General features: G+C 71.5%; 20 protein-coding genes and 1 pseudogene. 7 read left to right on the top strand and 14 right to left on the bottom strand.

Annotation, left to right across the window (positions count from 1 at the left end; all coding sequences use genetic code 11):
* Nucleotides 1-131: 131 nt before the first annotated feature.
* From ACLEQD_RS11055 to ACLEQD_RS11045, 3 genes and pseudogenes are all read left to right on the top strand, one after another.
* A pseudogene (locus ACLEQD_RS11055) lies at nucleotides 132-1,429 on the top strand (UDP-glucose dehydrogenase family protein).
* A gap of 35 nt (nucleotides 1,430-1,464) precedes the next feature.
* Nucleotides 1,465-1,839 carry a DUF3253 domain-containing protein gene (locus tag ACLEQD_RS11050; RefSeq protein WP_410383480.1) on the top strand — a complete coding sequence of 125 codons (375 nt, stop codon included), beginning with the start codon at nucleotides 1,465-1,467 and terminating at the stop codon, nucleotides 1,837-1,839.
* Between the two features lie 91 nt (nucleotides 1,840-1,930).
* Nucleotides 1,931-3,193 carry a saccharopine dehydrogenase family protein gene (locus tag ACLEQD_RS11045; RefSeq protein ID WP_410383479.1) on the top strand — a complete coding sequence of 421 codons (1,263 nt, stop codon included), beginning with the start codon at nucleotides 1,931-1,933 and terminating at the stop codon, nucleotides 3,191-3,193.
* Nucleotides 3,194-3,211: 18 nt separating this feature from the next.
* Here the strand turns inward: ACLEQD_RS11045 and ACLEQD_RS11040 are convergent, their stop codons facing one another.
* Nucleotides 3,212-4,393: a bifunctional methionine sulfoxide reductase B/A protein gene (locus ACLEQD_RS11040; protein WP_410383478.1), complete on the bottom strand. Its 1,182-nt coding sequence runs from the start codon at nucleotides 4,391-4,393 to the stop codon at nucleotides 3,212-3,214.
* A 187-nt stretch (nucleotides 4,394-4,580) separates the two neighbouring features.
* On the opposite strand from ACLEQD_RS11040, the gene ACLEQD_RS11035 reads away from it, so the two are divergent.
* Nucleotides 4,581-4,916: a hypothetical protein gene (locus ACLEQD_RS11035; RefSeq protein WP_410383477.1), complete on the top strand. Its 336-nt coding sequence runs from the start codon at nucleotides 4,581-4,583 to the stop codon at nucleotides 4,914-4,916.
* A gap of 19 nt (nucleotides 4,917-4,935) precedes the next feature.
* Here the strand turns inward: ACLEQD_RS11035 and ACLEQD_RS11030 are convergent, their stop codons facing one another.
* Entirely contained in the window at nucleotides 4,936-6,441 is a 1,506-nt protein-coding gene (locus tag ACLEQD_RS11030) for an FG-GAP-like repeat-containing protein (protein WP_410383476.1), read from the bottom strand.
* A gap of 198 nt (nucleotides 6,442-6,639) precedes the next feature.
* Here ACLEQD_RS11030 and ACLEQD_RS11025 point away from each other — a divergent pair, with 198 nt between their 5' ends.
* Both ACLEQD_RS11025 and ACLEQD_RS11020 read left to right on the top strand, forming a co-directional pair.
* Entirely contained in the window at nucleotides 6,640-7,458 is an 819-nt protein-coding gene (locus ACLEQD_RS11025) for a class I SAM-dependent methyltransferase (protein ID WP_410383475.1), read from the top strand.
* Nucleotides 7,459-7,517: 59 nt separating this feature from the next.
* Nucleotides 7,518-7,802: a hypothetical protein gene (locus ACLEQD_RS11020; RefSeq protein WP_410383474.1), complete on the top strand. Its 285-nt coding sequence runs from the start codon at nucleotides 7,518-7,520 to the stop codon at nucleotides 7,800-7,802.
* A gap of 804 nt (nucleotides 7,803-8,606) precedes the next feature.
* Here the strand turns inward: ACLEQD_RS11020 and ACLEQD_RS11015 are convergent.
* From ACLEQD_RS11015 to ACLEQD_RS10975, 9 genes are all read right to left on the bottom strand, one after another.
* The gene (locus tag ACLEQD_RS11015) at nucleotides 8,607-9,107 is read right to left on the bottom strand and encodes a hypothetical protein (protein WP_410383473.1); all 501 of its coding nucleotides are present in this window, start codon (nucleotides 9,105-9,107) and stop codon (nucleotides 8,607-8,609) included.
* A gap of 11 nt (nucleotides 9,108-9,118) precedes the next feature.
* Nucleotides 9,119-10,039 carry a DUF2381 family protein gene (locus ACLEQD_RS11010; RefSeq protein ID WP_410383472.1) on the bottom strand — a complete coding sequence of 307 codons (921 nt, stop codon included), beginning with the start codon at nucleotides 10,037-10,039 and terminating at the stop codon, nucleotides 9,119-9,121.
* Nucleotides 10,040-10,098: 59 nt separating this feature from the next.
* Nucleotides 10,099-11,637 (bottom strand): hypothetical protein, encoded by a 1,539-nt coding sequence (locus ACLEQD_RS11005; RefSeq protein ID WP_410383471.1) that lies wholly within the window; start codon nucleotides 11,635-11,637, stop codon nucleotides 10,099-10,101.
* 12 nt (nucleotides 11,638-11,649) lie between these two features.
* Entirely contained in the window at nucleotides 11,650-12,309 is a 660-nt protein-coding gene (locus tag ACLEQD_RS11000; RefSeq protein WP_410383470.1) for a hypothetical protein, read from the bottom strand.
* A complete protein-coding gene (locus ACLEQD_RS10995) occupies nucleotides 12,299-13,726 on the bottom strand; it encodes a hypothetical protein (protein WP_410383469.1) in 1,428 nt (475 codons plus the stop codon). The genes ACLEQD_RS11000 and ACLEQD_RS10995 overlap by 11 nt, the downstream gene beginning before the upstream one ends.
* An 82-nt stretch (nucleotides 13,727-13,808) precedes the next feature.
* Nucleotides 13,809-14,867: a hypothetical protein gene (locus tag ACLEQD_RS10990; RefSeq protein WP_410383468.1), complete on the bottom strand. Its 1,059-nt coding sequence runs from the start codon at nucleotides 14,865-14,867 to the stop codon at nucleotides 13,809-13,811.
* A 74-nt stretch (nucleotides 14,868-14,941) separates the two neighbouring features.
* Nucleotides 14,942-15,796, bottom strand: coding sequence for a family 16 glycosylhydrolase (locus ACLEQD_RS10985; RefSeq protein ID WP_410383467.1), 855 nt, complete (start codon nucleotides 15,794-15,796; stop codon nucleotides 14,942-14,944).
* On the bottom strand, nucleotides 15,787-16,566 hold the full coding sequence (locus ACLEQD_RS10980) for a Type 1 glutamine amidotransferase-like domain-containing protein (protein WP_410383466.1): 780 nt from the start codon (nucleotides 16,564-16,566) through the stop codon (nucleotides 15,787-15,789). The genes ACLEQD_RS10985 and ACLEQD_RS10980 overlap by 10 nt, the downstream gene beginning before the upstream one ends.
* Nucleotides 16,567-16,576: 10 nt before the next feature.
* Nucleotides 16,577-17,893 carry a family 16 glycosylhydrolase gene (locus ACLEQD_RS10975; RefSeq protein WP_410383465.1) on the bottom strand — a complete coding sequence of 439 codons (1,317 nt, stop codon included), beginning with the start codon at nucleotides 17,891-17,893 and terminating at the stop codon, nucleotides 16,577-16,579.
* Between the two features lie 89 nt (nucleotides 17,894-17,982).
* On the opposite strand from ACLEQD_RS10975, the gene ACLEQD_RS10970 reads away from it, so the two are divergent.
* On the top strand, nucleotides 17,983-20,556 hold the full coding sequence (locus ACLEQD_RS10970) for a LamG domain-containing protein (protein ID WP_410383464.1): 2,574 nt from the start codon (nucleotides 17,983-17,985) through the stop codon (nucleotides 20,554-20,556).
* Nucleotides 20,557-20,650: 94 nt separating this feature from the next.
* On the opposite strand, the gene ACLEQD_RS10965 is transcribed toward ACLEQD_RS10970, so the two are convergent.
* From ACLEQD_RS10965 to ACLEQD_RS10955, 3 genes are all read right to left on the bottom strand, one after another.
* Nucleotides 20,651-21,886 carry an acetyl-CoA C-acetyltransferase gene (locus ACLEQD_RS10965; protein ID WP_410383463.1) on the bottom strand — a complete coding sequence of 412 codons (1,236 nt, stop codon included), beginning with the start codon at nucleotides 21,884-21,886 and terminating at the stop codon, nucleotides 20,651-20,653.
* Between the two features lie 127 nt (nucleotides 21,887-22,013).
* Nucleotides 22,014-22,463, bottom strand: coding sequence for an OsmC family protein (locus tag ACLEQD_RS10960; protein WP_410383462.1), 450 nt, complete (start codon nucleotides 22,461-22,463; stop codon nucleotides 22,014-22,016).
* A gap of 51 nt (nucleotides 22,464-22,514) precedes the next feature.
* Nucleotides 22,515-22,745 (bottom strand): lantibiotic dehydratase C-terminal domain-containing protein (locus ACLEQD_RS10955; RefSeq protein WP_410383461.1); only part of this gene is annotated, 231 nt, incomplete at its 5' end.

Below are 22,745 nucleotides of genomic sequence, written 5' to 3'. Positions count from 1 at the left end.
CGGGCGCGGGTGCTCGCCGAGCACACGGCGGAGCACCGCGCGCGGACGCTGGAGGCGTATGCGCGGGAGGCCGCGTCCGGCCGCGCGCCATGAGCTGCAAGGGACGGGGACACGAAGGGGGGAGGGGGACGATGAGGATCGCCGTCATCGGGACGGGGTATGTGGGGCTGGTCGCGGGCACGTGCTTCTCCGAGTCCGGACACGACGTCACGTGCGTGGACGTGGAGCAGGCGAAGGTGGCGGCGCTCCAGCGCGGGGAGCTGCCCCTCTACGAGCCGGGCCTGGAGGAGCTGGTGCGCCGCAACCGCGAGGCCGGGCGGCTGCGCTTCACCACCGACCTGGCCCTGGCGGTGGGGGCCGCGGCGGTGGTGTTCATCGCGGTGGGCACGCCCATGGGGGAGTCCGGGAGCGCTGACCTCCAGTACGTGCTCGCGGCCGCGGAAGCCGTGGGCCGGGCGCTCCGGCACTACACGGTGGTGGTGGACAAGAGCACCGTGCCGGTGGGCACGGCGGACCGGGTCCACGCGGTCATCGCCCGGAGCACGGTGCACGACTTCGACGTCGTCTCCAACCCGGAGTTCATGAAGGAGGGCGCCGCGCTGGAGGACTTCCTCAAGCCGGACCGGGTCGTCATCGGCGCGGACTCCGAGCGCGCCCGCCGCGTCATGGGCGAGCTGTACGCGCCCTTCGTGCGCACGGAGAGCCCCATCCTGTTCATGGACACGCGCTCCGCGGAGCTGACGAAGTACGCCGCCAACGCGATGCTCGCCACGCGCATCTCCTTCATGAACGACGTGGCCGCGCTCTGCGAGCGGGTGGGCGCGGACGCGGACCACGTGCGCAGGGGCGTGGGCGCGGACCGGCGCATCGGCCACGCGTTCCTGCACCCGGGCATCGGCTACGGCGGCAGCTGCTTCCCCAAGGACGTGCGCGCGCTGATGGCCACCGCGCGCGACGTGGGGCTGGAGCTGGACCTGCTGCGCGCGGTGGAGGCCACCAACGCCCGGCAGAAGAGGAGCCTGCTCGCCAAGGCGCTCCGGCACTACGGCGACCTGTCCCGCCACACCTTCGCGGTGTGGGGCCTGGCCTTCAAGCCGAGGACGGACGACATGCGCGAGGCCCCGTCCGTGGAGCTCATCGAGGGGCTGCTGGACGCGGCGCGCGCGTGCAGTGCCACGACCCGGTGGCGGGCGAGGCCGCGCGGCGCTGCTTCGCGGACCGCGTGTCGTACGCCTCCACCTGCTACGACGCGGCGGAGGGGGCCGACGGCCTCTTCCTCGTCACCGAGTGGAGCGAGTTCCGCCACCCGGACCTGCGCCGCCTGAAGTCGCTGATGCGCCGCCCCGTCCTCTTCGACGGCCGCAACGTCTTCGACCCGGAGCAGGCGCGCGGCGAGGGCTTCACCTACTTCGGCGTCGGCCGGGGTTGAAACCCGGCGCGGCGGGGCGCATCGATGGGAGGCCCATGGCCTCCCCACCGCCTCCCAAGCCCTGCGCCGTCTGCGGCCGCGCCATCACCTGGCGCCGGAAGTGGGCGCGCGACTGGGAGCAGGTGCGCTACTGCTCGGACGCGTGCCGGGGGAAGCGGGCCGGCGCGCGGGACTCCCCGTGGGAGGCGCGCATCCTGGAGCTGCTCTCCCAGCGGGCGGGCGGCGCCACCGTGTGCCCCTCGGAGGTCGCCCGGGCCTCCGGCGGGGAGGACTGGCGCGCGTGCATGGAGCCCGTGCGCGAGGCGGCGCGCAGGCTGGTCGCGCGTGGCGCGCTGGACATCCTCCAGGGTGGCAGGGTGGTGGACCCGTCCACCGCGCGCGGGCCCCTCCGGCTGCGCCTTCGCACTTGACGCGCCCCGGGTGTGGCGCCCTGCACAGCGCGTTCACGGGCGGTGGAATCGCGCTTGCGCGCACATGGAGGGTCCGGCTACGCGCCGCAGCATGGCCCACGACAAGAAGTCCGAATTCGACATCCTCCTGTGGGGCGCCACGGGATTCACCGGCCGCCTGGTGGCGGAGTACCTGGCGCGCACGCACGACACCCACCGCGCGAAGTGGGCCATTGGCGGGCGCGACGCGGCGAAGCTGGAGCAGGTCCGCTCGGAGCTGGCGAAGGTGCGGCCGGAGCTCGCGGAGCTGCCGGTGGTGCTCGCGGACGCGAAGGACGCGGCGTCACTGGACGCGCTGGTGGCGCGCACGCGCGTCATCATCTCCACCGTGGGCCCCTACGCCCGCTACGGCAACGAGCTGGTCGCCGCGTGCGTCCGCGCCGGCACCGACTACTGCGACCTGACGGGCGAGGTGCAGTGGATGCGCAAGACCATCGACGCCCACGACGCGCGGGCGCGCGAGACGGGCGCCCGCATCGTGCACACCTGCGGCTTCGACTCCATCCCCTCCGACCTGGGCACGCTGATGCTCCAGGACTACATGCGGGAGAAGCACGGCGGCCACTGCGACCAGGTGCGCTTCCACCTGACGCGCATGCGCGGCGGCTTCAGCGGCGGCACCATCGCGAGCATGATGGACACCCTGGCGGCGGTGAAGGCGGACCCGTCCCTCAAGAAGGTGCTGACCAGCGCCCACGCGCTGGACCCGGAGCCCTCCCGTGGCACCAAGGAGGAGCGCGACCTGGCCACGGTGAAGAAGAGCCCGGACACGGGCACGTGGACCGCGCCCTTCGTGATGGCGTCCGTCAACACGCGCGTCGTGCGGCGCTCCAACGCGCTCCTGGGCTTCCCGTGGGGCCGCGACTTCTTCTACTCGGAGGTCTCTGACTTCGGCCCGGGGCCCAAGGGGTTCGCGCTGGCCGCGGCGACCACCGCGGGGCTGGGCGGCTTCATGGCCGTGTCCAGCGTGGAGCCCGTGCGGGAGCTTTTGGAGAAGCACGTGCTGCCCGCGCCGGGGCAGGGCCCGTCCGCCACCGTGCGCGAGCGCGGCCTCTTCGAAGTCAAGCTCCTGGGCGAGGGCCACTCGCCCAAGAGCGGCCAGCGCGTGAAGGTGGAGGGCAAGGTCGCGTCGCAGGGCGACCCGGGCTACGCGGCGACGGCGCGCATGCTCGCGGAGTCCGGGCTGTGCCTCGCCTTCGACACCATCCCCAAGCGGGGCGGCGTCCTCACCCCCGCGTCCGCCATGGGCATGGTGCTGGTGGAGCGCCTGCGCAAGGCGGGCATGACCTTCGAGGCCCACGACCGCGCCGCCTGAGGGCGCGGCCGTGCTTCTTCAGTCGCGCAGGTAGTGGCAGGTGTAGCCGCCGGGGTTCTTCACCAGGTAGTCCTGGTGGTAGCCCTCGGCGGGCACCCACTCCCCGGCGGCGACAATCTGCGTGACGACGGGCCGGGACCACTTGCCGGACCTGTCCACGCGGGCCTTCACCGCCTCCGCCGTCCGCTTCTGCGCGTCCGACAGGTAGAAGATGGCGGAGCGGTACTGCGTGCCCACGTCGTTGCCCTGGCGGTTGAGCGTCGTCGGGTCGTGCATGCGGAAGAACCACTGCTCCAGCAGCGCCTCGTACGTCAGCAGCTTCGGGTTGAAGACGACGCGCACCGCCTCCGCGTGCCCCGTCTCCCCGGTGTGCACGTCGTCGTAGGTGGCGCCCTTCTTCGCGCCGCCCGTGTAGCCGACCTCCGTGTCGATGACGCCCGGAATCTTGCGGAGGATGTCCTCCATGCCCCAGAAGCACCCCCCGGCCAGGTACGCCGTCTCGCGCGCGGCCTCCGTGGGGACTTGCGCCTTCGCCAGCACGACGGCGCCCGCGGCGGGGGCCATCGCGCCCTGGGGCTCACCGGGCGCCGCGCGGCCGAAGGACGGCAGCCACGCGCCATAGCCCTTCGCGGCCAGCTCGTTCACGGGGATGAAGCGCAGCGACGCGGAGTTGATGCAGTAGCGCAGGCCCGTGGGCTCCGGCCCGTCCTCGAAGACGTGGCCCAGGTGCGAGTCCCCGTCCTTCGAGCGCACCTCCACGCGCTCCATGCCCAGGGTGCTGTCGCGCTTCTCCACCACGTGGGCCTTGTCCAGGGGGCGGGTGAAGCTGGGCCAGCCGGTGCCGGACTCGAACTTGTCGCGCGAGGAGAACAGGGGCTCGCCGCTGACCACGTCGACGTAGAGCCCCTCCTCGTGGTTGTTCCAGTACGCGTTGCGGAAGGGCGGCTCGGTGCCCTCGTGCTGCGTCACCTGGTAGGCCAGGGGGGACAGGGTGCGCTTGAGCTCCGCGTCGGACGGCTTCGCGTACTTGCGGCCGTCCCGCGCCGGGGCGGACGCGGTGACCGCGGCCTGGGTCCCGGGCGGAGCGCCGCGCGCCTCGGTGCACGCGCTCAGCGCGGCGGCCAGCACCAGCGCGGCGGGCCACAGCCGGCGTGCCACCGACAGCAGGGTGGGGGACGACACTGCACGGGCGGACGACATGGGACGCGAAGCCTCCGGGCGCCTTCGGAAAAAGGGCGCACTCCCCTGGTACGCGGGACCCCTGGCGACGGTTTCAGCGGACAGAGAACACCGGCCGGCCGGGCGGGCCATCCCGCGGCTCCGGGGGCCGGGCAGTGGCCGGCGGGGCCCGGACGGCGTTACGTCCCGGGCGACCGGGAGGGTGCGGATGAGCCGGGGACGCGGGCCGAAGGGGCCCATCGGACGGGTGACGAGCATCTCGCGCGCCGAGGGCGCCAGCGTCATCCTGCGCATCCGGGCCCTCCAGGGCGTGGAGGGCGCCGCGCCGGTGACGGACCGGAACACGCCCCGGCGCTCCTTCTCGGAGGTGATGGAGCGCCACGCGCAGGGGCTGAACAGCAGCGAGCCCCTGCCGTTTCCCGTGGCCCCCAGGCCCCTGCCGCCCCCCGTGCGCGGCCACGAGGACGAGGAGCTGATGACCGCGGAGCCCGCCCCCGACACCTTCGTCGGGCTCATGTGGTCCAAGCTGAAGCGCTCGCGCTGAGGCGCCGCGTTTCAGGGGCTCACCACCACGTCGCCGCGAGCCCGCCCAGGGACACGTAGTCCTGGCTCGCGACGTCGTTGGCGGGCTGGAGGTCCGCGGGGATGCTGAGCGTCCGCGTGGCGGTGATGCGGTAGGACAGGCCCAGGCTGGAGCGCGGCAGGGGCGCGCTGAAGCGCAGGCGGGCGGTGTCCCCCACGGCCAGCGGCCCCACCTCGCACTGGAGGGCGCCGGAGGTCACGTGGCAGTCCTGGGTGGTGGCCAGCAGGCCCGGGGGCAGGGCCACGGTGATGACGGCCCGGGCCAGCGGATCCGGCCCGTGCTGGGTGACGGTGAGCGTGTAGTCGATGCGCGGCGCGGACACGCCCCGCCTCGGGACGGCGGTGAGTGTTACCCCCACGTCCGCGGAGGCCGCGGCCCGCAGCACGGACACGTCATTGCCGCGGGAGTTGGCCGTGACGACGTCCGGCTTGAGGTCGCCGTCAATCCGCCCCACCGCGACCGCCGCGGGCCCCGAGCCGGTGGGCAGCAGCGTGTCCCTGCCGAAGGCGCCGTGGCCCTGGCCGGGCAGGAGGGACACGGTGTCCTCCGCGTAGTTCGCGGTGACCAGGTCCAGCGTCCCGTCGCCGTTGAAGTCGCCGGGCGCGACGAGGTACGGCCCGCCCCGCACGGGGAAGTCCGCGCGCGAAGGGAACGCGCCGGTGCCATCTCCGTGCAGCACGGACACGCTCCGGCCCCGGAAGTTCGCGGTGACCAGGTCCTGCTTCCCGTCGCCGTCCACGTCCACCACCGCGACCGAGTAGGGCGCGTTGCCCGTCGCGAAGTCCGCGCGAGGCCGGAACGTCCCGTCGCCGTTGCCCAGCAGCACCGACACCGTGTCCACGAAGTTCGCGGTGACGAGGTCCGCCTTGCCGTCGTGGTTGACGTCGCCCACCGTCACCGCGAACGGATTGGTGCCGGTGGGCACGGCCCTGCGGGGCGCGAACTTCCCGGGGCCCCGGTTCAGCAGCACGGACACGGAGTCGTCCCGCTCGTTCGCCGTCACGACGTCCAGGCGTCCGTCGCCGTCGAAGTCCCCCACGTCCACGGACGTGGGCTCCGAGCCCACCGGATGCTCGGTGCGCGAGCCGAACGTCCCATCGCCGCGCCCCCGCAGCACGGACACCGTGCCCGCGAAGTGGCTGGTGACAACGTCCAGGTGGCCATCCCCGTCCAGGTCCGCCACCGCGACGGCGGTGGGCCGCGCGCCGGTGGGCTGCTCCACGCTGGACGCGAACGTCCCGTCCCCCCGGCTCCGCAGCACGGACACCGTGCCCGCGGCGTGGTTGGCGGTGACGACGTCCAGGTGCCCGTCCGCGTCCAGGTCCCCCAACGCCACGGCGCGAGGCTCCATCCCCGTGGGCGATGCGCGGGGCGCGTCCAGCAGCGGCCGGGACTCGGTGCCCGCCATGCGCGGCAGGGCCATGGCCATCAGCCCCGCGACGCTGAACACCAGCACGCCCGCATGGGCCATTCGTGGGTGTCGCATGTCCTTCCCCCTCTTCCAGGCCCTGAACCGGCAAGGCCGTGGTAACGCGGTTTCCATGACATCCCCGCGTGATGGCGAATGAGTAAGAAGGCGCGACGCGCGGCGCCATGCGTCCCGGGGGAGGGTGGGTGAGGGGCAGCGGACAGGGGAATGAGCCCGGAGGGACGGCTTGCGCGCGGGGTAGGCTGCACCGTCCCCATGTCCGCGACTCCGCCGTCCTGCCGAAAGCCCCTGGTGGTCACCACGTCGGACCGGGTGGACGCACAGCTCGCACAGCGTGCGCGGAGCGCGGCGGAGGCCGTGGGCGTGCCGTATGTGGAGCGCCACCACAAGCTGCCCTTGAAGAAGCTGCTCACCGACACGGCGGACGCGTTGGTCGTCTTCGAAGCCACGGCGGTGTCGTTGGTGGACGCGGAAGGCACGCTGCGCTTCTCACCGGGGCTCGCGCACCTGCGCGTGAAGCAGCTGGACGCGGGCGTGACGGAGGACCAGCTCCTGCGCGTCGCGGGCCTGCGCGAAGGGGAGCGCGTGCTGGACTGCACCCTGGGGCTGGGCGCGGACGCGCAGGTGGCGGCGAGGCTGGTGGGGCCCACGGGCCATGTCACCGCGCTGGAGAAGAGCCCGGCGCTCTACCTGCTGGTGCACCACGGGCTGGCCGGACTGCCGCGCCACCCGGCTGCCTGCGCGGTGGACGTGGTGCACGCGGACGCGGCGGCGTACCTGCGCACGCTGCCGGACGGCGCGTTCGACGTGGTGCTCTTCGATCCGATGTTCGAGCGCGAGCGAAAGTCCTCCGCCGCGTTCGAGGCGCTGCGCCGCCACGCGGACTACGCGCCGCTGACGCGTGAGACGGTGGAGGAGGCGCGGCGCGTGGCGCGCAGGGGGGTGGTGCTGAAGGGGTCGCGCTACTCGCAGGATTTCAAGAAGCTGGGCATCACCCCGGAGCCCGCCCGGCCCAACGCCACGGTGTTGTGGGCCCGACTGCCGGGTTCGGGCAACCCTGGGAATCCTGGCTGAGCCGGGAGTCCTTGATAACGTCCCGGACCGCTGTGAATCACGACAACCGGGAGCGACACATGAAGACGCTGAAGCGAGGCCTGTTGCTGGCGGCCTGTCTGCTGGGGACCGTGGGCTGTGGCGTGGAGGCGCCGGACGAGGGCGCTCCGGCGCAGGAGGACACGCAGGAGGTGTCCGCCCAGGCCGGCTGCATCCCCGGCCAGACGCGCACCATCAAGGTGGGCTGCTGCACGCCCACGCTGGAGCGCCGGCAGAACCAGATCTGCACCAACTCCTCGGGCTCCTGGAGCAACTCCGGCTCCAGCTACTGCGGCGGTTCGACCCTGAACTGCTACGGCGGCTGAGCAGGTCCCCCCTCCGGGGACGCAGTGCCGGAACCTGTCCGACAGTCGGACAGGTTTCCCAGGGCCGCGCCCGGCACGGCCCCCGGCGCACTCCCCACCGGGTTCGCTGGGATAGCCGAACAACGACCATCCGCTGGTGGTGGAAAGCATCTATTTGGGGCTGAGCGCCGGAACTTCCTGGTGGGACGTGCCTCGGGGCTCTTCGGCGGTTGGATGACGAGCATCAGCCAGAATTCTCCGAAGGAGACCGTGGGCTGCCAATCTCCAACCGAACCTGCTGAATCGCACGTTGCAGATCCTTCGACGGCTTAGGGCGACGGGTGACGGTCCCTGCGATGGCGTTGAGGCCCGCCCGGAGGTTGTCCGCTCGCTCCTCGGGAGTGCCCCCCAGCAGCCTTGAAAGGTTTCGGCACGCCTCGGGCGACGTGGCAATGGCGCGGTAGACGGCCCATGCCGCACGGGCGATCTCGTCGTTCTCCCACTGTTGCCAGCGTCGCCGCTTGGCCGGTGTCGTTGCTGGCTTTCTCATGGGAAGCTCGGGGCCTTTCCGCAGGCTCCGCAGGTCCGAGCTCCCTGAATCGCCCTCCCGCAGTGCTCGCAGTAAAGGCGATTCGTCGCGGCCAAGTTGGCGCAGACACGCTTCGGGTGCGTGTTCTGGCAAATGACGAGGTTGAGTGCCGGCGTCACGGGCCGCCCACAATCGCGGCAGTGCTTTGAGCCTGCATTCACGGGCCTTGCGGTTGCCATGTCCAAATCCCTTATGTGCTGGTCGGGCAGGTGCTCCCCTGCGCTCATTTGGAGGCCCTACCGGAACTCGTTCACGATGTAGACGCCCGCGCGAGGCGAACCGAGCACGGCCGTTCCAGGCTTGGACTCCGGCAGCTTCCGGAGTTGTCCGAGCCCGAGCCTCGCGACCGCGCAGATGGGAACCTGATCTCCTCCATCCAGGGGTTGGGCCGCGTAGTAGCGGATCACGGCCTGCGGCCCGTCCGCCCAGACGCGTCCATAGAGGCGGGCAGGTGCTTCAAGCGGGCCCAGGCTGTCTTCGAGGACACTTTCGATGGGGCCGGCGTACAGGGTGATGGGATAGGCACGGGACTGGTTCGCGTCGAGCTGAACCCAGGCGGAATCCCCCACGAACAGCCGCAGGTACTTCATCGCCTTGCGGGCCTCTTCGGGACATTCCTCCGGTCCCGGCGTGCCGTCGGAGCGCAGGGCCACCTTGCCCGTCGCGGTGCCCGGGCAGCCAGATGCCGTCATGAGCAGGACCGCGCAGCCCAGGAGCGTGAACGTGCGGGATGCCATGCCTTGCGCTCTTATCGCGCCAGGAGCGCTGGATCTAGCTGGACGAACGCCTGCCTCAAGCCGTCCTGGCGGTAGATCTCAAGGAAGAGGCTCGTCAACACGCCCTTTTCCATGAAGGCACTGCTGTCCACGACAGCGGCCACCACGCCGGAACTGCCGACCGCGATTTCGCGCGTCGTGACGCGAATCGCGACTGCTCGCGCATGACCGCCGTCCTTGGTCACCAGACGCGCGGACTTCAAGCTCCAGGGCTTTTGAGAGTGGGTGTTCTTGACCTTGAAGACGACCGCGACCTTTCCCTTGCCCTGGAACACCTGGGCATCCACCTCGCTCTCATCGTCCTTGCCGGAAAAGCGGTCCGCGAGCTTGAACGGTGTCTGCGCGATGGCCTCTGAAGCCAGCAGCGCCGCGAGCGCATGGTCCTCCGAGGTCTCTTCCTTGCGGTAGCGCTCGTTCTCTTCGGTCAGCGCGAAGTTCTCCTTGATCGCCCGGCGCAGCGCCGCGTGCATGCTCGCGTAGCTCTCTGGATCCTTGAACACGTCGACCTGCTGGTCCGCGCCATCCGATTGCCTCCAACCCGGGGGACGCAGGAGGAACGCCACCTCCGTCCCATCCACCAGCGTCACGATCAGGGGAATGCCTTCGTCGTCGGCGAGGTCATGGATGGGCTCCAGAACAACCTTGTTGCGGACCACCGCCAAGGGTTCGAGGCGCCCCTCCCACCCGAGCAGCTTCGTCTTGCTGGCGTCCACGGCCTTCTCGAACCGCAGCGTCGTGACCACCTGCCCCCGCACATGGACCCGGTGGGTGGCGTCACCAGGATGCTCTGAGAGCAGCAGGGGCCGGATGACCGGTTCGCGGTCACGGGCCACGGCCGCGGAGGCCATGAACAGGCAGAGCAGGGCGGTCCGGAAGGGTGGACGGGTTCGCATCGCATGGCCAACCTACCAAGGCAGGTTGGCCACGGACAACTGCTGAGGGCGGCTGAAACTCAGGCCCGCTTGAAGGCGCTCGCGTCCGGCAGGCCGCTGCCGCCCAGGTCCGCGCCCATGGCGGTGAGGACGCCGGAGAAGATGTCCGGCTCGTTGGACGTCACCTTGCTCGGCTGGGGCGCTCCGGTCCTCGCGTCGAAGCCGTAGGTGAGGGTGGTGTTCGGGTCCACGCCTCCCAACACGGTGTTGCCCTTCACCATGGGGGACAGGAGCAGGAAGCCGTTGTTGAGGTCGTGACCGGACCCGAACTCCGTGGCGCCGGAAGGCCGCGGACGCGTGCGGCCGAACTCCGTGGCCACGTAGATGAGCGTGCGGTCCCACATGGACTCGCCGGAGGTCGCGTCGAACGGCTCCGCCTTGAGCAGCGTGATCAGCGAGTCCACCGTGTTCAGGATGCGCGCCCACATGAAGGCCTGGCCGCCCCGGTGGTCGTTGTGGCTGATGTCGAACGCCAGCGGCGGGTTCGCGATGCCGTTGGGCCCGCCCACCGCGACGTTGAAGTCCGGCCCCAGCGTCACCGACACCGACACCCGGTACTTGAGCAGCAGGAACGCCAGCGCCGCCTGGCCCTGCACGGGGTCCGTGAAGAAGCCGGGGAACACCTCGCGCAGCCGCGCCCCGTCCGGAGAGGACTCCAGCCCGTACTTCGACAACGGAATCTGCGGCAGGTCCGGCAGGATGTTGAGCTTCGTGATCAGGTCCAGCGCCTCCAGCTTCGGCTGCTGCACGCCGCGCTGTTCGCTCCAGCGCTTCAGCGCGGCGCTGTCCTGGAAGGTGCGGCCGAAGATGGACTTCTGATCCAGCGCGTCCCGCGTGCTCCGCGCCAGCGCGAGGACGTCCTTCGACGGCGCCCCGGTGATGCCTCGCGAGCCGTCCAGCCCCAGGGGCCACAGCGACGGGTTGACCACGGCTTCTCCGAAGCAGGACAGGGGCAGGCTGTCGTCGGTGCCGCGCTCGGCGTAGCCGCCGGTGCCCATGTTGACGTTGGGCAGGGGCATGCCGCTGCCCCACTGGAGCGCGACGGCCTCCTGGAGCGTGCGCCCCCGCCAGGCGCCGTTGCCCGTGAGCGAGCGCTTCTGCGCGATGCCGTGGTTCACGGACGTGCCCACGGACGTCGCCACCAGCATCTCGTTCGCGTGCTTCTTCACGAACGCCAGCTGGTCCGTGGCGACCGGGATGTTGATGCTGCCCAGGCGCGAGTTGCTGTACTTCACCGCGCGGAAGGGGCTGCCCGCCACGGCCTGCACCTGCGCGTCCGGGAAGGTGTTGAGCCCGGCGGCGTTGGCGGACTCGGACTGGCGCACCGCGAGGAAGCTGTCCACGATGGACGCGCCCCCCGCCGCCCCGATGACGATGAGGAACTTCGGCTTGCCGTCGAGCGCGGCGCGCTGGCGGCCCAGCTTCTCCAGGGACTCGGGCGTCTGGAGCGATTCCCGGCAGCCGGAGAGGAAGGGGGAGAGGGTGGTGCCCGCGGCGCAGAGCGACAGCGCCCGCAGCATCTCCCGTCGCGACAGCCGGCCAGTGGTCTTGAGGGTCATGGGAGGGGTTCCTCAGTAGAAGACGGCTTCGGCGGAAGAGAAGACGGCGAGACACGCGGCCTGCATCCACGCGACGCCCGGCGTGGCCGCGCCCGTGGCCTGCACGTCGGCGGACAGGCGCACCAGCGTGTCGCGCTCGGCCTGCGTCGGGTCGCGCAGCCACGCGCGGCGCACCAGGGACGTCACCGCCGTGGCCACGGCGGGGCTCGCGGAGTCCGCCAGCCTGCCGTCCGCGGTGAGGGTCACGTCCTTGAACACCACCGCGGAGGCCGGCGTGCTCACGTCCAGCGCGACGCGCGCGTTGCAGGCGGAGAGCACGGTGCGCTCCACGGCGATGGGCGTGGTGGCGCCCGTGACGGTGGGCGTCTCGTAGACGCTGTGCTGGTAGGGGTCCACGCCGCCCAGCGCCACGCCGTGCACGGTCTGGCAGGGGTACTGGCCCAGCTCGTTGCACACGGCGGTGGAAGGCAGCTCCAGCGCCTGGGCCAGGTCGAGCGACAGCCGCTCGGGCCCCTTGAAGCGCAGGTTGCCCTTCTGGGACTTCGCGACGCCGCCATCCCATTCGGGCGTCACGCCGGGGTTGGCGCCCGGTCCCAGGTCCACGGCGGTGGGCAGCTTGTCGGAGCAGCCCGTGAGGAGCAGACAGGTCAGCAGCAGGCGTTCAGGGCGCACCGTAGGCCTCCGTGCGGATGAGGTCGTGAAGCATCTTCTGCACGCGGTAGGCGTGCGTGGTGCGGAAGGCCTGCCAGGTGCGGACGAACTCCTCGTTCTCCTCGGGCAAGGGTGCGTGGCCGACGAGCAGCTTCCAGTAGTCGGTGACGGTGGAGATGGCGAAGGCGTCGCTGTTGGCGGCCACCCGCGCCCACTCCGTGAGGTTGTTCACGGGCTGGCCCAGGATGACGCCCTGCTCGGGCGTGTTCTTCAGGGTGGCCACCTCGTTGGGGAACAGCAGCTCCAGGCGGTTGGGGATGTACCGGTTGGGCAGCCCGCCCAGGCCGTTGTAGTTGCGGTACGGATACGACAGCGGATCCAACGTCGCGTGGCACGCGGCGCACTGGGGCGCCTGGACGCCCTTGGCGTCGTAGTCGCGCGGCTCGTTGGGGACGCTGTGCAGGCCCTCCTGCTTCGCGATGTCCAGGCCCAGGTACGCGCGGTACATCTGCGACGCGGCGTTGCGCGGCAGCGCGGTGAACATGACGAACGAGGTGAGCGTCCACGCGCTCGTCATGTTGCCGGCGCGGCGCGAGGCCTCCACGAACTGGGAGGAGAGGCCGTTGGCGGCGGTGTACGTGGTGGGGTTCTCGCCCGAGCGCTTCACGTAGAAGCCGGCGGTGAGCACGTCGCGCGCGTCGTGGTCGTCCGTCTGCGACCAGGTGAAGAGGGCGTAGTCGTCGTAGTAGTCCGCCAGCGGAATCACGCCCGCGTCCTCGCCGGACTTGATGGAGCCGACGGGGCGGATCTTCGGGTGGGCGACCTTCCAGAGCTGCCCGTGCTTGCCGCGCCAGAAGTCGGACTGGAGGCAGCGGTCCAGCTCCTGGTCGATGAAGGCGCGCTGCTTGTCCTCGCTGCCCAGCTCCAGGAAGGTGGCCACCTGGACGTAGGTGGGGGACCTGCCGCAGAAGTCGCTGAGCATGCGGCGGTACACGAAGCGCGGGTCGTACTGGCAGACCTTGAACTGGGGGTTCTCCCCGCCGCCGCAGACGCCGCTGGGCGGGACGCTGGTGGCGTCGCCGGGGAGCGAGCCCTGCTCGACCTCGAACTGGTTGGGGGCGCCGTCGCCGTCGGTGTCCTCGCTGGCGATGGCGCGCAGCGCGGCGGGGAGGGCCGCCGCGAAGTCCGCCTCGGAGAGGGGGCGCGGCTTGCCGGGGGCCAGGTGCGGCTCCAGCGCGGCGCCGTAGCCGTTCCGCTGGGGCGGGGCCACGTGGCAGTAGGTGCAGGCGGGCTGGGTGCCCTGGCACGCGGGCGCGGTGGGAGATTCCGCGCAGAAGGCGCCAGGGCCGGTGGGCATGGCCACGGCCGGGGTCGTGAACCCGAGCAGCAGCAGCCCGGGCAGCAGCCATCGGCTCGGGGAGGGGGGAGGCAGGGGCACGCGGGCTCCGGGAACGGGTGCTGTACGGACACACCAACCCGGAGAATCAGAAAGGGTTTCGGAAGATTCGTGAGCGCCGGGCTCACCAGGGCCGCCGCTCGATGAGGTGGCGGGCCTGGGGAGAGGGGGCGAGGAACGACACCGGCGCACCCGCGACGCGCTCCAGCTCCTCCAGGTGGTGGCGGGCCGCGTCAGTGAGCTGGTCGAAGCGCCGGGCGGCCCAGTTGGTGGAGGCCAGGTCCCCCGCGAGCACGAGCGCCAGGTCCGTGGGGCCGTTGAAGGATGCGGCCTCGCGCAGCCCCACCCAGTTGAACGAGGCCCCCTCGGAGCGGCACACCATGACGATGCGCCGCACCCGGCCCGGCGCGATGCCCGTCGCCGCGAGGCAGACGCTCGCCATCGTCCCGGCGCTCTCGATGAGCACGCGGTGTCGCCGGGCGAAGGCGTCCTCCAGCTCCTCGCGCAAGGGCACCGGGTCCGGCACCCCCATCCGGAGGAGCACTTCGTAGTGGGGCGCGAGCTGCGCCGTGAGGGGACGCGTGTCCACGTCGCCATGGAGGCCCGGGATGACGAGGTCCACGAGCCGCTCACCGGTCCGGCCGTAGAGCCCGAGCCGGCTGGCCACCCGCACGAGCACCGCCTCGGGCGGAACCCTCGCCGTGTCGACGACGAGCTCCGCCAGCGAGGCCAGCTCATGGACCGCGCGCTCGGCGGGATGCGCCCAGTCCGTCTCGAAGGTGTCCGGCTCCGAGCAGCGCAAGGCCTGCTCGGGCTCGGGCGCCTCCAGGTGGACGTGCACGACGCGGAGCCCCGGCCTTGCGCGCAGGCCGTCCAGCTGCGCCTTGCTGCTCACCGCGTCCACGGTGATCAGCCGGGACGTCTTGTTCGCGCGGCCGGACACCGCCGGGCACCGACCCGGCAGGGCCGCGACGACTCCCTCCACCAGCCAGCGTCCCCCCGTCTCGCGGTCCCGCGTGACGCTCGAGTCCTGGAGCGACCGCCGGGAGCCGTCCCCGCCGTGCCCCCGCAGGAGGTTCTTCGAGTGGAGATGCAGCGCGCCGAACCGCCGCGCCAGCCCCTGCGCGAGCGTCGTCTTCCCCGCGCCGATGGGCCCCGACACCACCACCACCGTGACCGCCATGCCTTGTTCCTCCCAAGGAGGAACACCCTAGAAACCCCGGTGCGGGGCGGACCATCCCCCATTCGAGGGAGGCGTCAGCGCTTTTCGGAGACGCGCACCCAGTCCACTTCCATCGTCTGGGGCCCCGCGCGCAGCAGGTCCGCGGTGGCCTGGGGCACGCCGAAGTACGGCTCCTTCGCGTGGTTGACGCCCTCCGGGTAGCCGCCGCCCACCGCGAAGTTGAGGATGAGGAACAGGGGCTTGTCGTAGGCCCACGCGCCGTGGCGCTCCACCTCCTCGCGCGTCGTGGTCTTCACGCGCTCGCCGTCGATGAACCAGTGGATGGCCTGGGGCGACGTCTCCACGCGGTACTCGTGCCAGTCGCTCACCGGCGTGCGCGGGTAGAAGCGGCCGTTGATGGGCGTGTTGCCGCTGTAGCCCGGCCCATGCAGCGCGACGGACACCCAGTCGCCGTAGCCGACGTTCTCCATGATGTCGAGCTCCCCGCACGCGGGCCACCCCGTCGCGCGGATGTCGCTGCCCAGCATCCAGAACGCCGGCCAGAGGCCCGCGCCCACCGGCAGCTTGATGCGCGCCTCGACGCGGCCGTGCGTGAACTCCCGCTTGCCCGCGCTCTCCACCCGGCCCGACGTGAACGGATACCCGTTGGCCGTCTGCATCCGCGCCGTGAGCTTCAACGTGCCGCCGCTCACCGACACGTTGTCCGGCGACGTCGTGTACTGCTGCTGCTCGTTGTTCACGTGCACGTCGGTGGTGAGGGTCCAGTTGCCCGGGTCCACCTGCGTGCCGTTGAACTCGTCGCCCCACACCTGGACCCAGCCGTCCTCCTGGCCGGCCACCGCCTCCGAGCGCTTCGGCGCCCCCGCGCACGCCGTGAGCCCCGCCACCAGCGCCCACGCGGCCGCCGTCCTGCCGGTCGTCATCGCCATCGTCGTTCCTTGAAAGGGAGTCCGCTACTGGAGCGTCCGCCGGTCCACCGGCGCCTCGGGAGGCTCGCCCCGGTACGGCGTGGCTGGAGGCAGCAGCAGGGATTCGTGCAGCCGGTCCTCCACGTCCACCGTGACGTCCACCACCGGCTGCCGCACGGCTCCACGCTGCCGTCCGCGTGCAGCAGCACGCCGCCGCCCCGGGGAATGCCCAGCCCGCGCGTGGGCAACCCCATGCGCCGCACGGCGAGCTTGAGGCCCGGCCACTCGGGCGGCTCGTGCACGCCGATGAGGTAGGGCACCAGGCCCAGCGTCGGGAAGGGCTCGCCTTCGACGGGCAGGTCGTCGCACCACGCGCCCAGGCCCAGGTGCATGGCCCCGGCGGACACGCCCATCAGCACGGCGCCGGCCTGGTGCCGCTCGCGCAGGAGGGCGTCCACGCCGTGCGCCTGGAACGCGTCCCAGCCCACGCGCGGGTCGCCGCCCGCGAGCAGGATGACGTCGGCCTCCTGCAGCCACGCCAGGTCCTCACCGGAGGGCGCGGCCGGGATGCTCCGGCACCGCGTGAGGCCGATGCCCTCCATGGCCGCGACGAAGAGGTCGTAGAACTCCGGCTGGCCGCCGTTGGACGCGCCCAGGTAGGCGGCCTTCACCTGCGGCACGCGCAGCTCCGCGCCGGTGAGCACGCGCACGTAGTCCAGGAAGGGGCGCCCCTCCACGCGCCAGAACAGCGGGGCGCTGTCAGCCAAGAGGAGGAGGGGCGGGAGCGTCATGCCGGAAAGCCTACCGCCACTGGTAGGCGCGCACCCAGTCCACTTCCATGGTCTGCGGCGCGTTGCGCACCAGGTCCACCGTGGACTGCGGCACGCCGTAGTACGGCGTCGAGGCGCCGTTCACGCCGAAGGGATAGCCGCCGCCCACCGCGAGGTTGAGGATGATGTACATGGGCTTGTCGTAGGCCCACGCGCCGTAGCGCTGCACCTCCGTGCGCGTCGTGGTCTTCACCAGCGCGCCGTCGATGTACCACTTGATGTCCGAGGACGAGTACTCCGTGCGGTACACGTGCCAGTTGCTCACGCTGGACGACGGATAGAAGCGGCCGTTGATGGGCGTGTTGCCGGAGTAGCCCGGGCCGTGCAGCGCGCCGGACGTCCAGTCGCCGTAGCCGACGTTCTCCATGATGTCGAGCTCCCCGCACGCCGGCCAGCCCACGGTGTTGATGTCATTGCCCAGCAGCCAGAACGCCGGCCACAGGCCCGCGCCCACCGGCAGCTTGATGCGCGCCTCGATGCGGCCGTGGCTGAACTCCCGCTTGCCCGCGCTCTCCAGCCGGCCGGAGGTGAACGGGTAGCCGTTGTTCCACTGCAGGCGCGCGGTGAGCTTCAGCGTTCCGTTGCTCACGGAGATGTTGTCGCCGGAGTTGGTGTACTGCTGCTGCTCGTTGTTCACGTGCACGGCCGTGTTGGGCGCCCAGTTGGCGGTGTTGACGCTGGTGCCGTCGAACTCGTCGCTCCAGATCTGCACCCAGCGGTCCTCGCCGCCGCCCACGACGCCGAAGGAGAAGGACTCCCAGCAGCCGGCCGTGGCGCGGTTGGCGTACAGCGGCGCGCTGGCGCCCTGGTTCATGTCCGCGGACACGTACTGGCCCGTGCTCTTCGCCTTGAGGCCCACGGTGCCGTCGGGGAAGGGCACCCAGGTGAAGCGCTCCCAGTCACCCACCGCCGTGCGGAAGCCCGTCACCTGTCCGCCCGCGTTCGGATCCGCGGACACGTACAGGCCCGTCTCCAGCACGCGCAGCGAGATGAAGTCATTGCCCGCGTCGCCCACCTGGAACTGCTCCCACCCCTGCGCGCTGTCGCGGTTGGCCACCAGCGGCGCGGTGGCGCCCAGGTTCTTGTCCGCGGACACGTACTTCTGCGTCGCGCACGCCTTCAGCCACACCGTCTGGCCCAGCGGCGCCGCCGTGGCGGACTGCTCGCGCTCCGCCACCACCGGCGTCGTCAGCGTCGCGTCCCCGGCCGGAGCGGAGGCCCCGCCACACGCCGTCAATCCCAGTACCGCCACCAGCGTCCACAGCGTCTTTCCGGCGCTCGCCGCCATCGTCATCCTCGAAGGTGTGCCCGGCTCCGACAGGGAGCGGGACCCGGCCGGGTTGGGCCGGGCATGGAAATGAGGTTAACCTAATTTCCATGAAAAACTCACTTATCTGGAGTCTGACCGTGCTGCTCGCGGGCGTGCCCGGGGCGGTGTTGGCGGAGGGGCGCCCGTCGCTGGTGAACACCCGCATCCCGACGCCCTTCGGGGCGAACGGGCACTCGTCGACGGTGGACGGCCGCATCTTCGTGGGCAACATCCGCGAGGACCATGCGACGACGACCACGACATGGATTGCCCGGGTGTTCCGTCCGGAGGCGGTGACGTACGACGCCTCCGGCAAGCCGTCGTTCGCGGCGGCCTTCTCCGCGGGCAAGACGGTGGCCGTGCGCAACGGCGAGAACGCGCTGGCGTTCTGCTTCCCCAACCCCGCGCAGCCCTACGTGCTGTCGAGCGGCGTCGCGGTGTACCAGCCGTACCTCTTCGACTCGATGATGTTCAACGGGGACAACGTCTTCCGGCGGCGCACGTCCGACCTCCGGGTGTCCCAGCCCTTCACGACGGGGGCGGACATCGCGTCCTTCAGCACCGGCCCACTGGAGACGCTGCGCACCGTCACCGGCGCCACGCTTCGCGGCATCGAGCCGACGATGACGTCCGACGGCCGGCTGCTCATCTACCAGGGCGCGCCCGCGAACACGGGCGGCATCGACCACATGATGTACGCGTACAACCCCACGCCGTGCGCGGCTACGGGCTGGAGCAACCCGCGCCCGCTGTCGATGATGTTCAACGACCCGGACGCGGGCGTGAAGCGCTACCCGCTGGCGTGGAAGCGGCTGAAGGCCGCGACGGGCGAGGACTTCGGCGACACGGCGTCCGGAGCGCTGGTGCGCGGCGCCTACGCGTGGGTGGACCACGAGGGCCGCAACCTCCTCTACCTCGCCGTCACGTACACGGACGGCGCGCGGCGCGAGGCGGTGAGCCTGGTGGGCGCGGACACGAACTGGACCGCGTACCACATCGACGGGGCGCTCAACACGGACCGCATGGACATCGCGCACCTCTTCTACTCGGGGCCCATGTGGAACTTCGAGCAGGAGCGTCTGCCATTGCAGAACTTCCCGCCCGGCCAGAGCAACGCGGCGCACTACCTGCCCGTCACCAAGACGCACGACGTGCTGGCCCTCTTTGGCAGCAACACGGCGGACTACAACGAGGTGGACCTGGGCGAGCTGATGGACCCCTTCCATCTGCTGTTCCTGCCCATGAACGAGCTCGTCACGCGCGCGGGCGCGTATGACCTGACGCGCACGCCGGACCTCTCCGGCCACTTCTTCACCGGCACGCTGGTGGGGAGCGCCTCCATCTCCCCGGGCAACGCGCTGACGCGCTCCTCGCCGGACTCGCTGTGGCAGCCGCACGGCAAGGGCAAGGCGCTGGTGGTGCCCGGCGGCGGCGCGCTCGCGGTGAACCTGGCGGACGCCTCCGGCACGGTGCCCGGCGTGGGCGCGGCCGTGCGCGCGCTGTCGGTGGAGCTCGCGGTGCGGCCGGACGCGGACATCCAGCAGGGCTGCACCACCGGCAATCCCTACCGCTACCTGATGCAGAAGGCGGGCGGGCTGGACCTCATCTACGAGGCCAGCAACCAGCCGCAGTTCTCGCTGGTCGTCAACGGCCAGCGCGTGCGGCTGGGCGGCGGCCCGGTGCTGCCGGTGGGGCAGTGGAGCCACCTGGCCTATACGTGGGACGGCACCACCGGCGTCTTCAACGAATACCTCAACGGCGTGCCCACGAACCGCGCGCTGCCCGTCGCGCCGGGGACGGCCCGGCTGGGCACGGGGACGCTCTACATCGGCGCGGGCGCGAACCTGGACACGCAGCGCTGCCCGGCCAACGGCGAGGGCTCGTTCCGGGGCGCCATCGACGAGGTGCGCATCTTCACGCACGCGCGCTCCAACCGCAGCATCTGCCTCACCGCGCACGGCGCCAACTGCCGCGAGGAGGCCATCCAGCACTCACCCTCCGCGGGCCAGTTCGCGATGAGCGCCCAGGCGCCCGCGTGCAACGGGACGCAGGCCTTGAACTCAGCCGCGTGCCTGTCCGCGATGCACCGGGTGTGCGCGCAGCGGGGGGCGGGCGACGCGCTGGCGAACGCCACCAACACCTGGGACACCCTCCAGCAGCTCGTCAGCAACCGCCCGCCCATCTCGTTGTCGGGCGTGCCGGTGTCGTCCACGGCCACGGACCTGACGGTGGCCTGCGCGCCCATCCAGCACGAGAGCGTGGCGGTGACGTTCGAGGAGCTGTCCCGCATCCACGCGGGCTGCACCGACGAGCGCGGCGTGACGAGCACCCACTGCACCGCCGCGGCGCACCGCTTCTGCAACCGTCAGGGTTGGACGACGGGGCAGGTGTTCGAGGTGACGTCCCGGCCCTGGGTGGGCTGCTTCAACTCCGGGCTCCAGACGGACGTGGAGCGGTCCGTGCTGGGGCCGGTGTCCAGCACGGGTGACTACACCGCCCCGGGCTCCCGCCTGGAGGTGAGCCAGTGGTGCCGCGCGCAGGGCTACGGGGCCGGCGTCGTGCAGGAGATTCCCAGCGCCACCAAGGCCCACGTGCACTGCTTCCAGCCGGCGGTGACGGCGGCGTGGAAGTACCTGCCGTAGGCGCGAAGCCTCTCCGCGGCGCAAGGCGCGCTGGCGCTCCCGGAGGTCCTGCCGGGAGCGCCGGGCGCTACACGTGCTCGATGATGGCTGAGCGCTACACGCGCTCGATGATGGTGGCGATGCCCTGGCCGCCGCCGATGCACATGGTGATGAGCGCCGTCTGCTTGCCCGTGCGCTCCAGTTCGTCCAGGGCGGTGCCCAGCAGCATCGCGCCGGTGGCGCCCAGCGGGTGGCCCATGGCGATGGCGCCGCCGTTGACGTTCACCCGCTCCGGGTCGATGCCCAGCGCGCGCGTCGTCTGAATCACGACGGCGGCGAACGCCTCGTTGATCTCCCACAGGTCGATGTCGCGGGCCTTCATGCCGGCCATGCGCAGGGCCTTCTCGCTCACGGGCGCGGGGGCGGTGAGCATGAGGAGCGGCTCCGTGCCCAGCGTCGCCATGGCGCGGATGCGGGCGCGGGGCTTGAGCCCCTGGGTCTTCACGTAGCGCTCCGACGCCAGCGCCACCACGGCGGCCCCGTCCACGATGCCGCTGGAGTTGCCCGCGGTGTGCACGTGCTGGATGTGCTTCGCCCGTGGGTAGGCGGCCAGCGCGATGCCGTCCAGCGTCTCACCGTTCGGGCCCACGGCCGTCTCACCCATGGCGACGAACGCGGGCTTGAGCGCGGCCAGGCCCTGCGCGGTGGTGTCCGGGCGCGGGTACTCGTCGCGCTCCAGCAGCACGGCGCCGGTGGCCGGGTCCTTCACCGCGAAGAGGGCCTTCGCGAAGCGGTTCTCCTCGATGGCGCGGGCCGCCTGGCGCTGCGAGCGCAGGGCCCAGGCGTCCACGTCCTCGCGGGTGATGCCCTCCAGGGTCGCGATGAGGTCCGCGCTGATGCCCTGGGGCACCTGGTAGACGCGCTCGCGCAGCCGCACGTTGCCGCCGTCCTGACCGCCGCCGTCCGCGCCCAGCGACAGGTGCGACATGCTCTCCACGCCGCCCGTCACCACGAAGTCCATGGCGCCGGAGGCCACGCCCATCGCGCCGAAGTTCACCGCCTGGAGCCCGGAGCCGCAGAAGCGGTTGAGCGACACGGCGGACACGTCCTGCGGCCAGCCCGCCGCCAGCACGGCGTTGCGCGCGATGTTCGCGCCCTGCTCGTTCACCTGCGACACGCACCCCGCGATGACGTCCCCCACCTCGCGAGCGTCCCAGCCGCCGCGCCGCTGGAGCGCGTTGAGCGTCTGCGCGAGCAGCTCCTGCGGGTGCAGCCCCGTCAGGGCTCCCTTTCCCATCTTCCCGCGCCCGCGCGGGGTCCGGACGGCGTCGATGATGTAGCTGGCGGTCATGTGCGGCTCCTTTGATTTCGTGCGTAATATTACCTGCGTAATTTTGAAGTCAAGGCGACCTGGGGTGGGAACGCGCGACGGGCCCGGCGCCTGGGCCCGTCGTGGGACTGGACGTTGGGGAGCGGACCTATGCGGCGGGCACCATGGAGAGGTGGATGGGGGTGGCGTGGGCCAGGTTGTCGCTGACGGGGCAGCGCGTCTCCACCTCGCGCAGCAGCTGGGCGAGCTGTTCCTGGGTGACGTCGCCCTTCACGTGGATGGTGGCGGTGAGGGACTGGTAGCCGGCGCGGACTTCACGGTTGGTGCCGGCGAACTTCGCGGGGTCCAGGGAGCCCTTCACGGTGATTTCGGTGCCGGTGACGGGGATGCCCAGCTCGCGGGCAATGAAGAAGGTCATGTAGTTCAGGCAGCCCGCGTGCGCTGCGAGGATGAAGTCGAGCGGGCTGGGCGCGCCGTTCTGGCCGCCCAGCTCCACGGGCTCGTCCATGAAGATCTTGAACGCCTGCGCCTCCGTGGTGCTGCGGGCCATGCTCTCCCCCACGGTGCGGACCTGTCCGGTGTACATCGGCTGTGCCATGTCGTTGGTCTCCTGCACGGGATACGGAGGCAGGGCGCCGGACGGGTCATGTCAGGGCTGCTTCTTCTCGCGGGCCCGCCGCGATGTGTAGAGGCGGTGGAGGAGGTCGTAGAGGACCGGCTCCCGCGCGCGGGCGGCGGTGCGCAGCAGCCGGTGGGTGTGCATGTGGACGAGGCTCGAGGCCACGCGGTCCAGCGGCTGGGTGCGCCTGTCCCGCGTCGCGCACGCGCGCAGCCGCGCCAGCACCGGCGCCTGCCGTTCGCTTCGGCGCCGCGGTCCTCC

This window comes from Corallococcus sp. 4LFB, from assembly GCF_046520365.1.
In the GTDB taxonomy this organism is placed as follows: domain Bacteria; phylum Myxococcota; class Myxococcia; order Myxococcales; family Myxococcaceae; genus Corallococcus; species Corallococcus caeni.
Note: the sequence above shows the minus strand (reverse complement) of the source record. Positions and strands in the feature narration are given on the sequence as shown.

Bases quoted from the DNA above. Each gene is read 5' to 3' on its own strand.
- ACLEQD_RS11050 (WP_410383480.1), top strand. From the start codon at position 1,465: ATGGCCTCCCCACCGCCTCCCAAGCCCTGCGCCGTCTGCGGCCGCGCC.
- ACLEQD_RS11010 (WP_410383472.1), bottom strand. From the start codon at position 10,039: ATGCGAACCCGTCCACCCTTCCGGACCGCCCTGCTCTGCCTGTTCATG.
- ACLEQD_RS10965 (WP_410383463.1), bottom strand. From the start codon at position 21,886: ATGACCGCCAGCTACATCATCGACGCCGTCCGGACCCCGCGCGGGCGC.
- ACLEQD_RS10970 (WP_410383464.1), top strand. From the start codon at position 17,983: ATGAAAAACTCACTTATCTGGAGTCTGACCGTGCTGCTCGCGGGCGTG.
- ACLEQD_RS10960 (WP_410383462.1), bottom strand. From the start codon at position 22,463: ATGGCACAGCCGATGTACACCGGACAGGTCCGCACCGTGGGGGAGAGC.
- ACLEQD_RS10975 (WP_410383465.1), bottom strand. From the start codon at position 17,893: ATGGCGGCGAGCGCCGGAAAGACGCTGTGGACGCTGGTGGCGGTACTG.
- ACLEQD_RS10985 (WP_410383467.1), bottom strand. From the start codon at position 15,796: ATGGCGATGACGACCGGCAGGACGGCGGCCGCGTGGGCGCTGGTGGCG.
- ACLEQD_RS11035 (WP_410383477.1), top strand. From the start codon at position 4,581: ATGAGCCGGGGACGCGGGCCGAAGGGGCCCATCGGACGGGTGACGAGC.
- ACLEQD_RS11025 (WP_410383475.1), top strand. From the start codon at position 6,640: ATGTCCGCGACTCCGCCGTCCTGCCGAAAGCCCCTGGTGGTCACCACG.
- ACLEQD_RS11020 (WP_410383474.1), top strand. From the start codon at position 7,518: ATGAAGACGCTGAAGCGAGGCCTGTTGCTGGCGGCCTGTCTGCTGGGG.
- ACLEQD_RS11045 (WP_410383479.1), top strand. From the start codon at position 1,931: ATGGCCCACGACAAGAAGTCCGAATTCGACATCCTCCTGTGGGGCGCC.
- ACLEQD_RS11040 (WP_410383478.1), bottom strand. From the start codon at position 4,393: ATGTCGTCCGCCCGTGCAGTGTCGTCCCCCACCCTGCTGTCGGTGGCA.
- ACLEQD_RS11015 (WP_410383473.1), bottom strand. From the start codon at position 9,107: ATGGCATCCCGCACGTTCACGCTCCTGGGCTGCGCGGTCCTGCTCATG.
- ACLEQD_RS10990 (WP_410383468.1), bottom strand. From the start codon at position 14,867: ATGGCGGTCACGGTGGTGGTGGTGTCGGGGCCCATCGGCGCGGGGAAG.
- ACLEQD_RS11030 (WP_410383476.1), bottom strand. From the start codon at position 6,441: ATGCGACACCCACGAATGGCCCATGCGGGCGTGCTGGTGTTCAGCGTC.
- ACLEQD_RS11005 (WP_410383471.1), bottom strand. From the start codon at position 11,637: ATGACCCTCAAGACCACTGGCCGGCTGTCGCGACGGGAGATGCTGCGG.
- ACLEQD_RS10980 (WP_410383466.1), bottom strand. From the start codon at position 16,566: ATGACGCTCCCGCCCCTCCTCCTCTTGGCTGACAGCGCCCCGCTGTTC.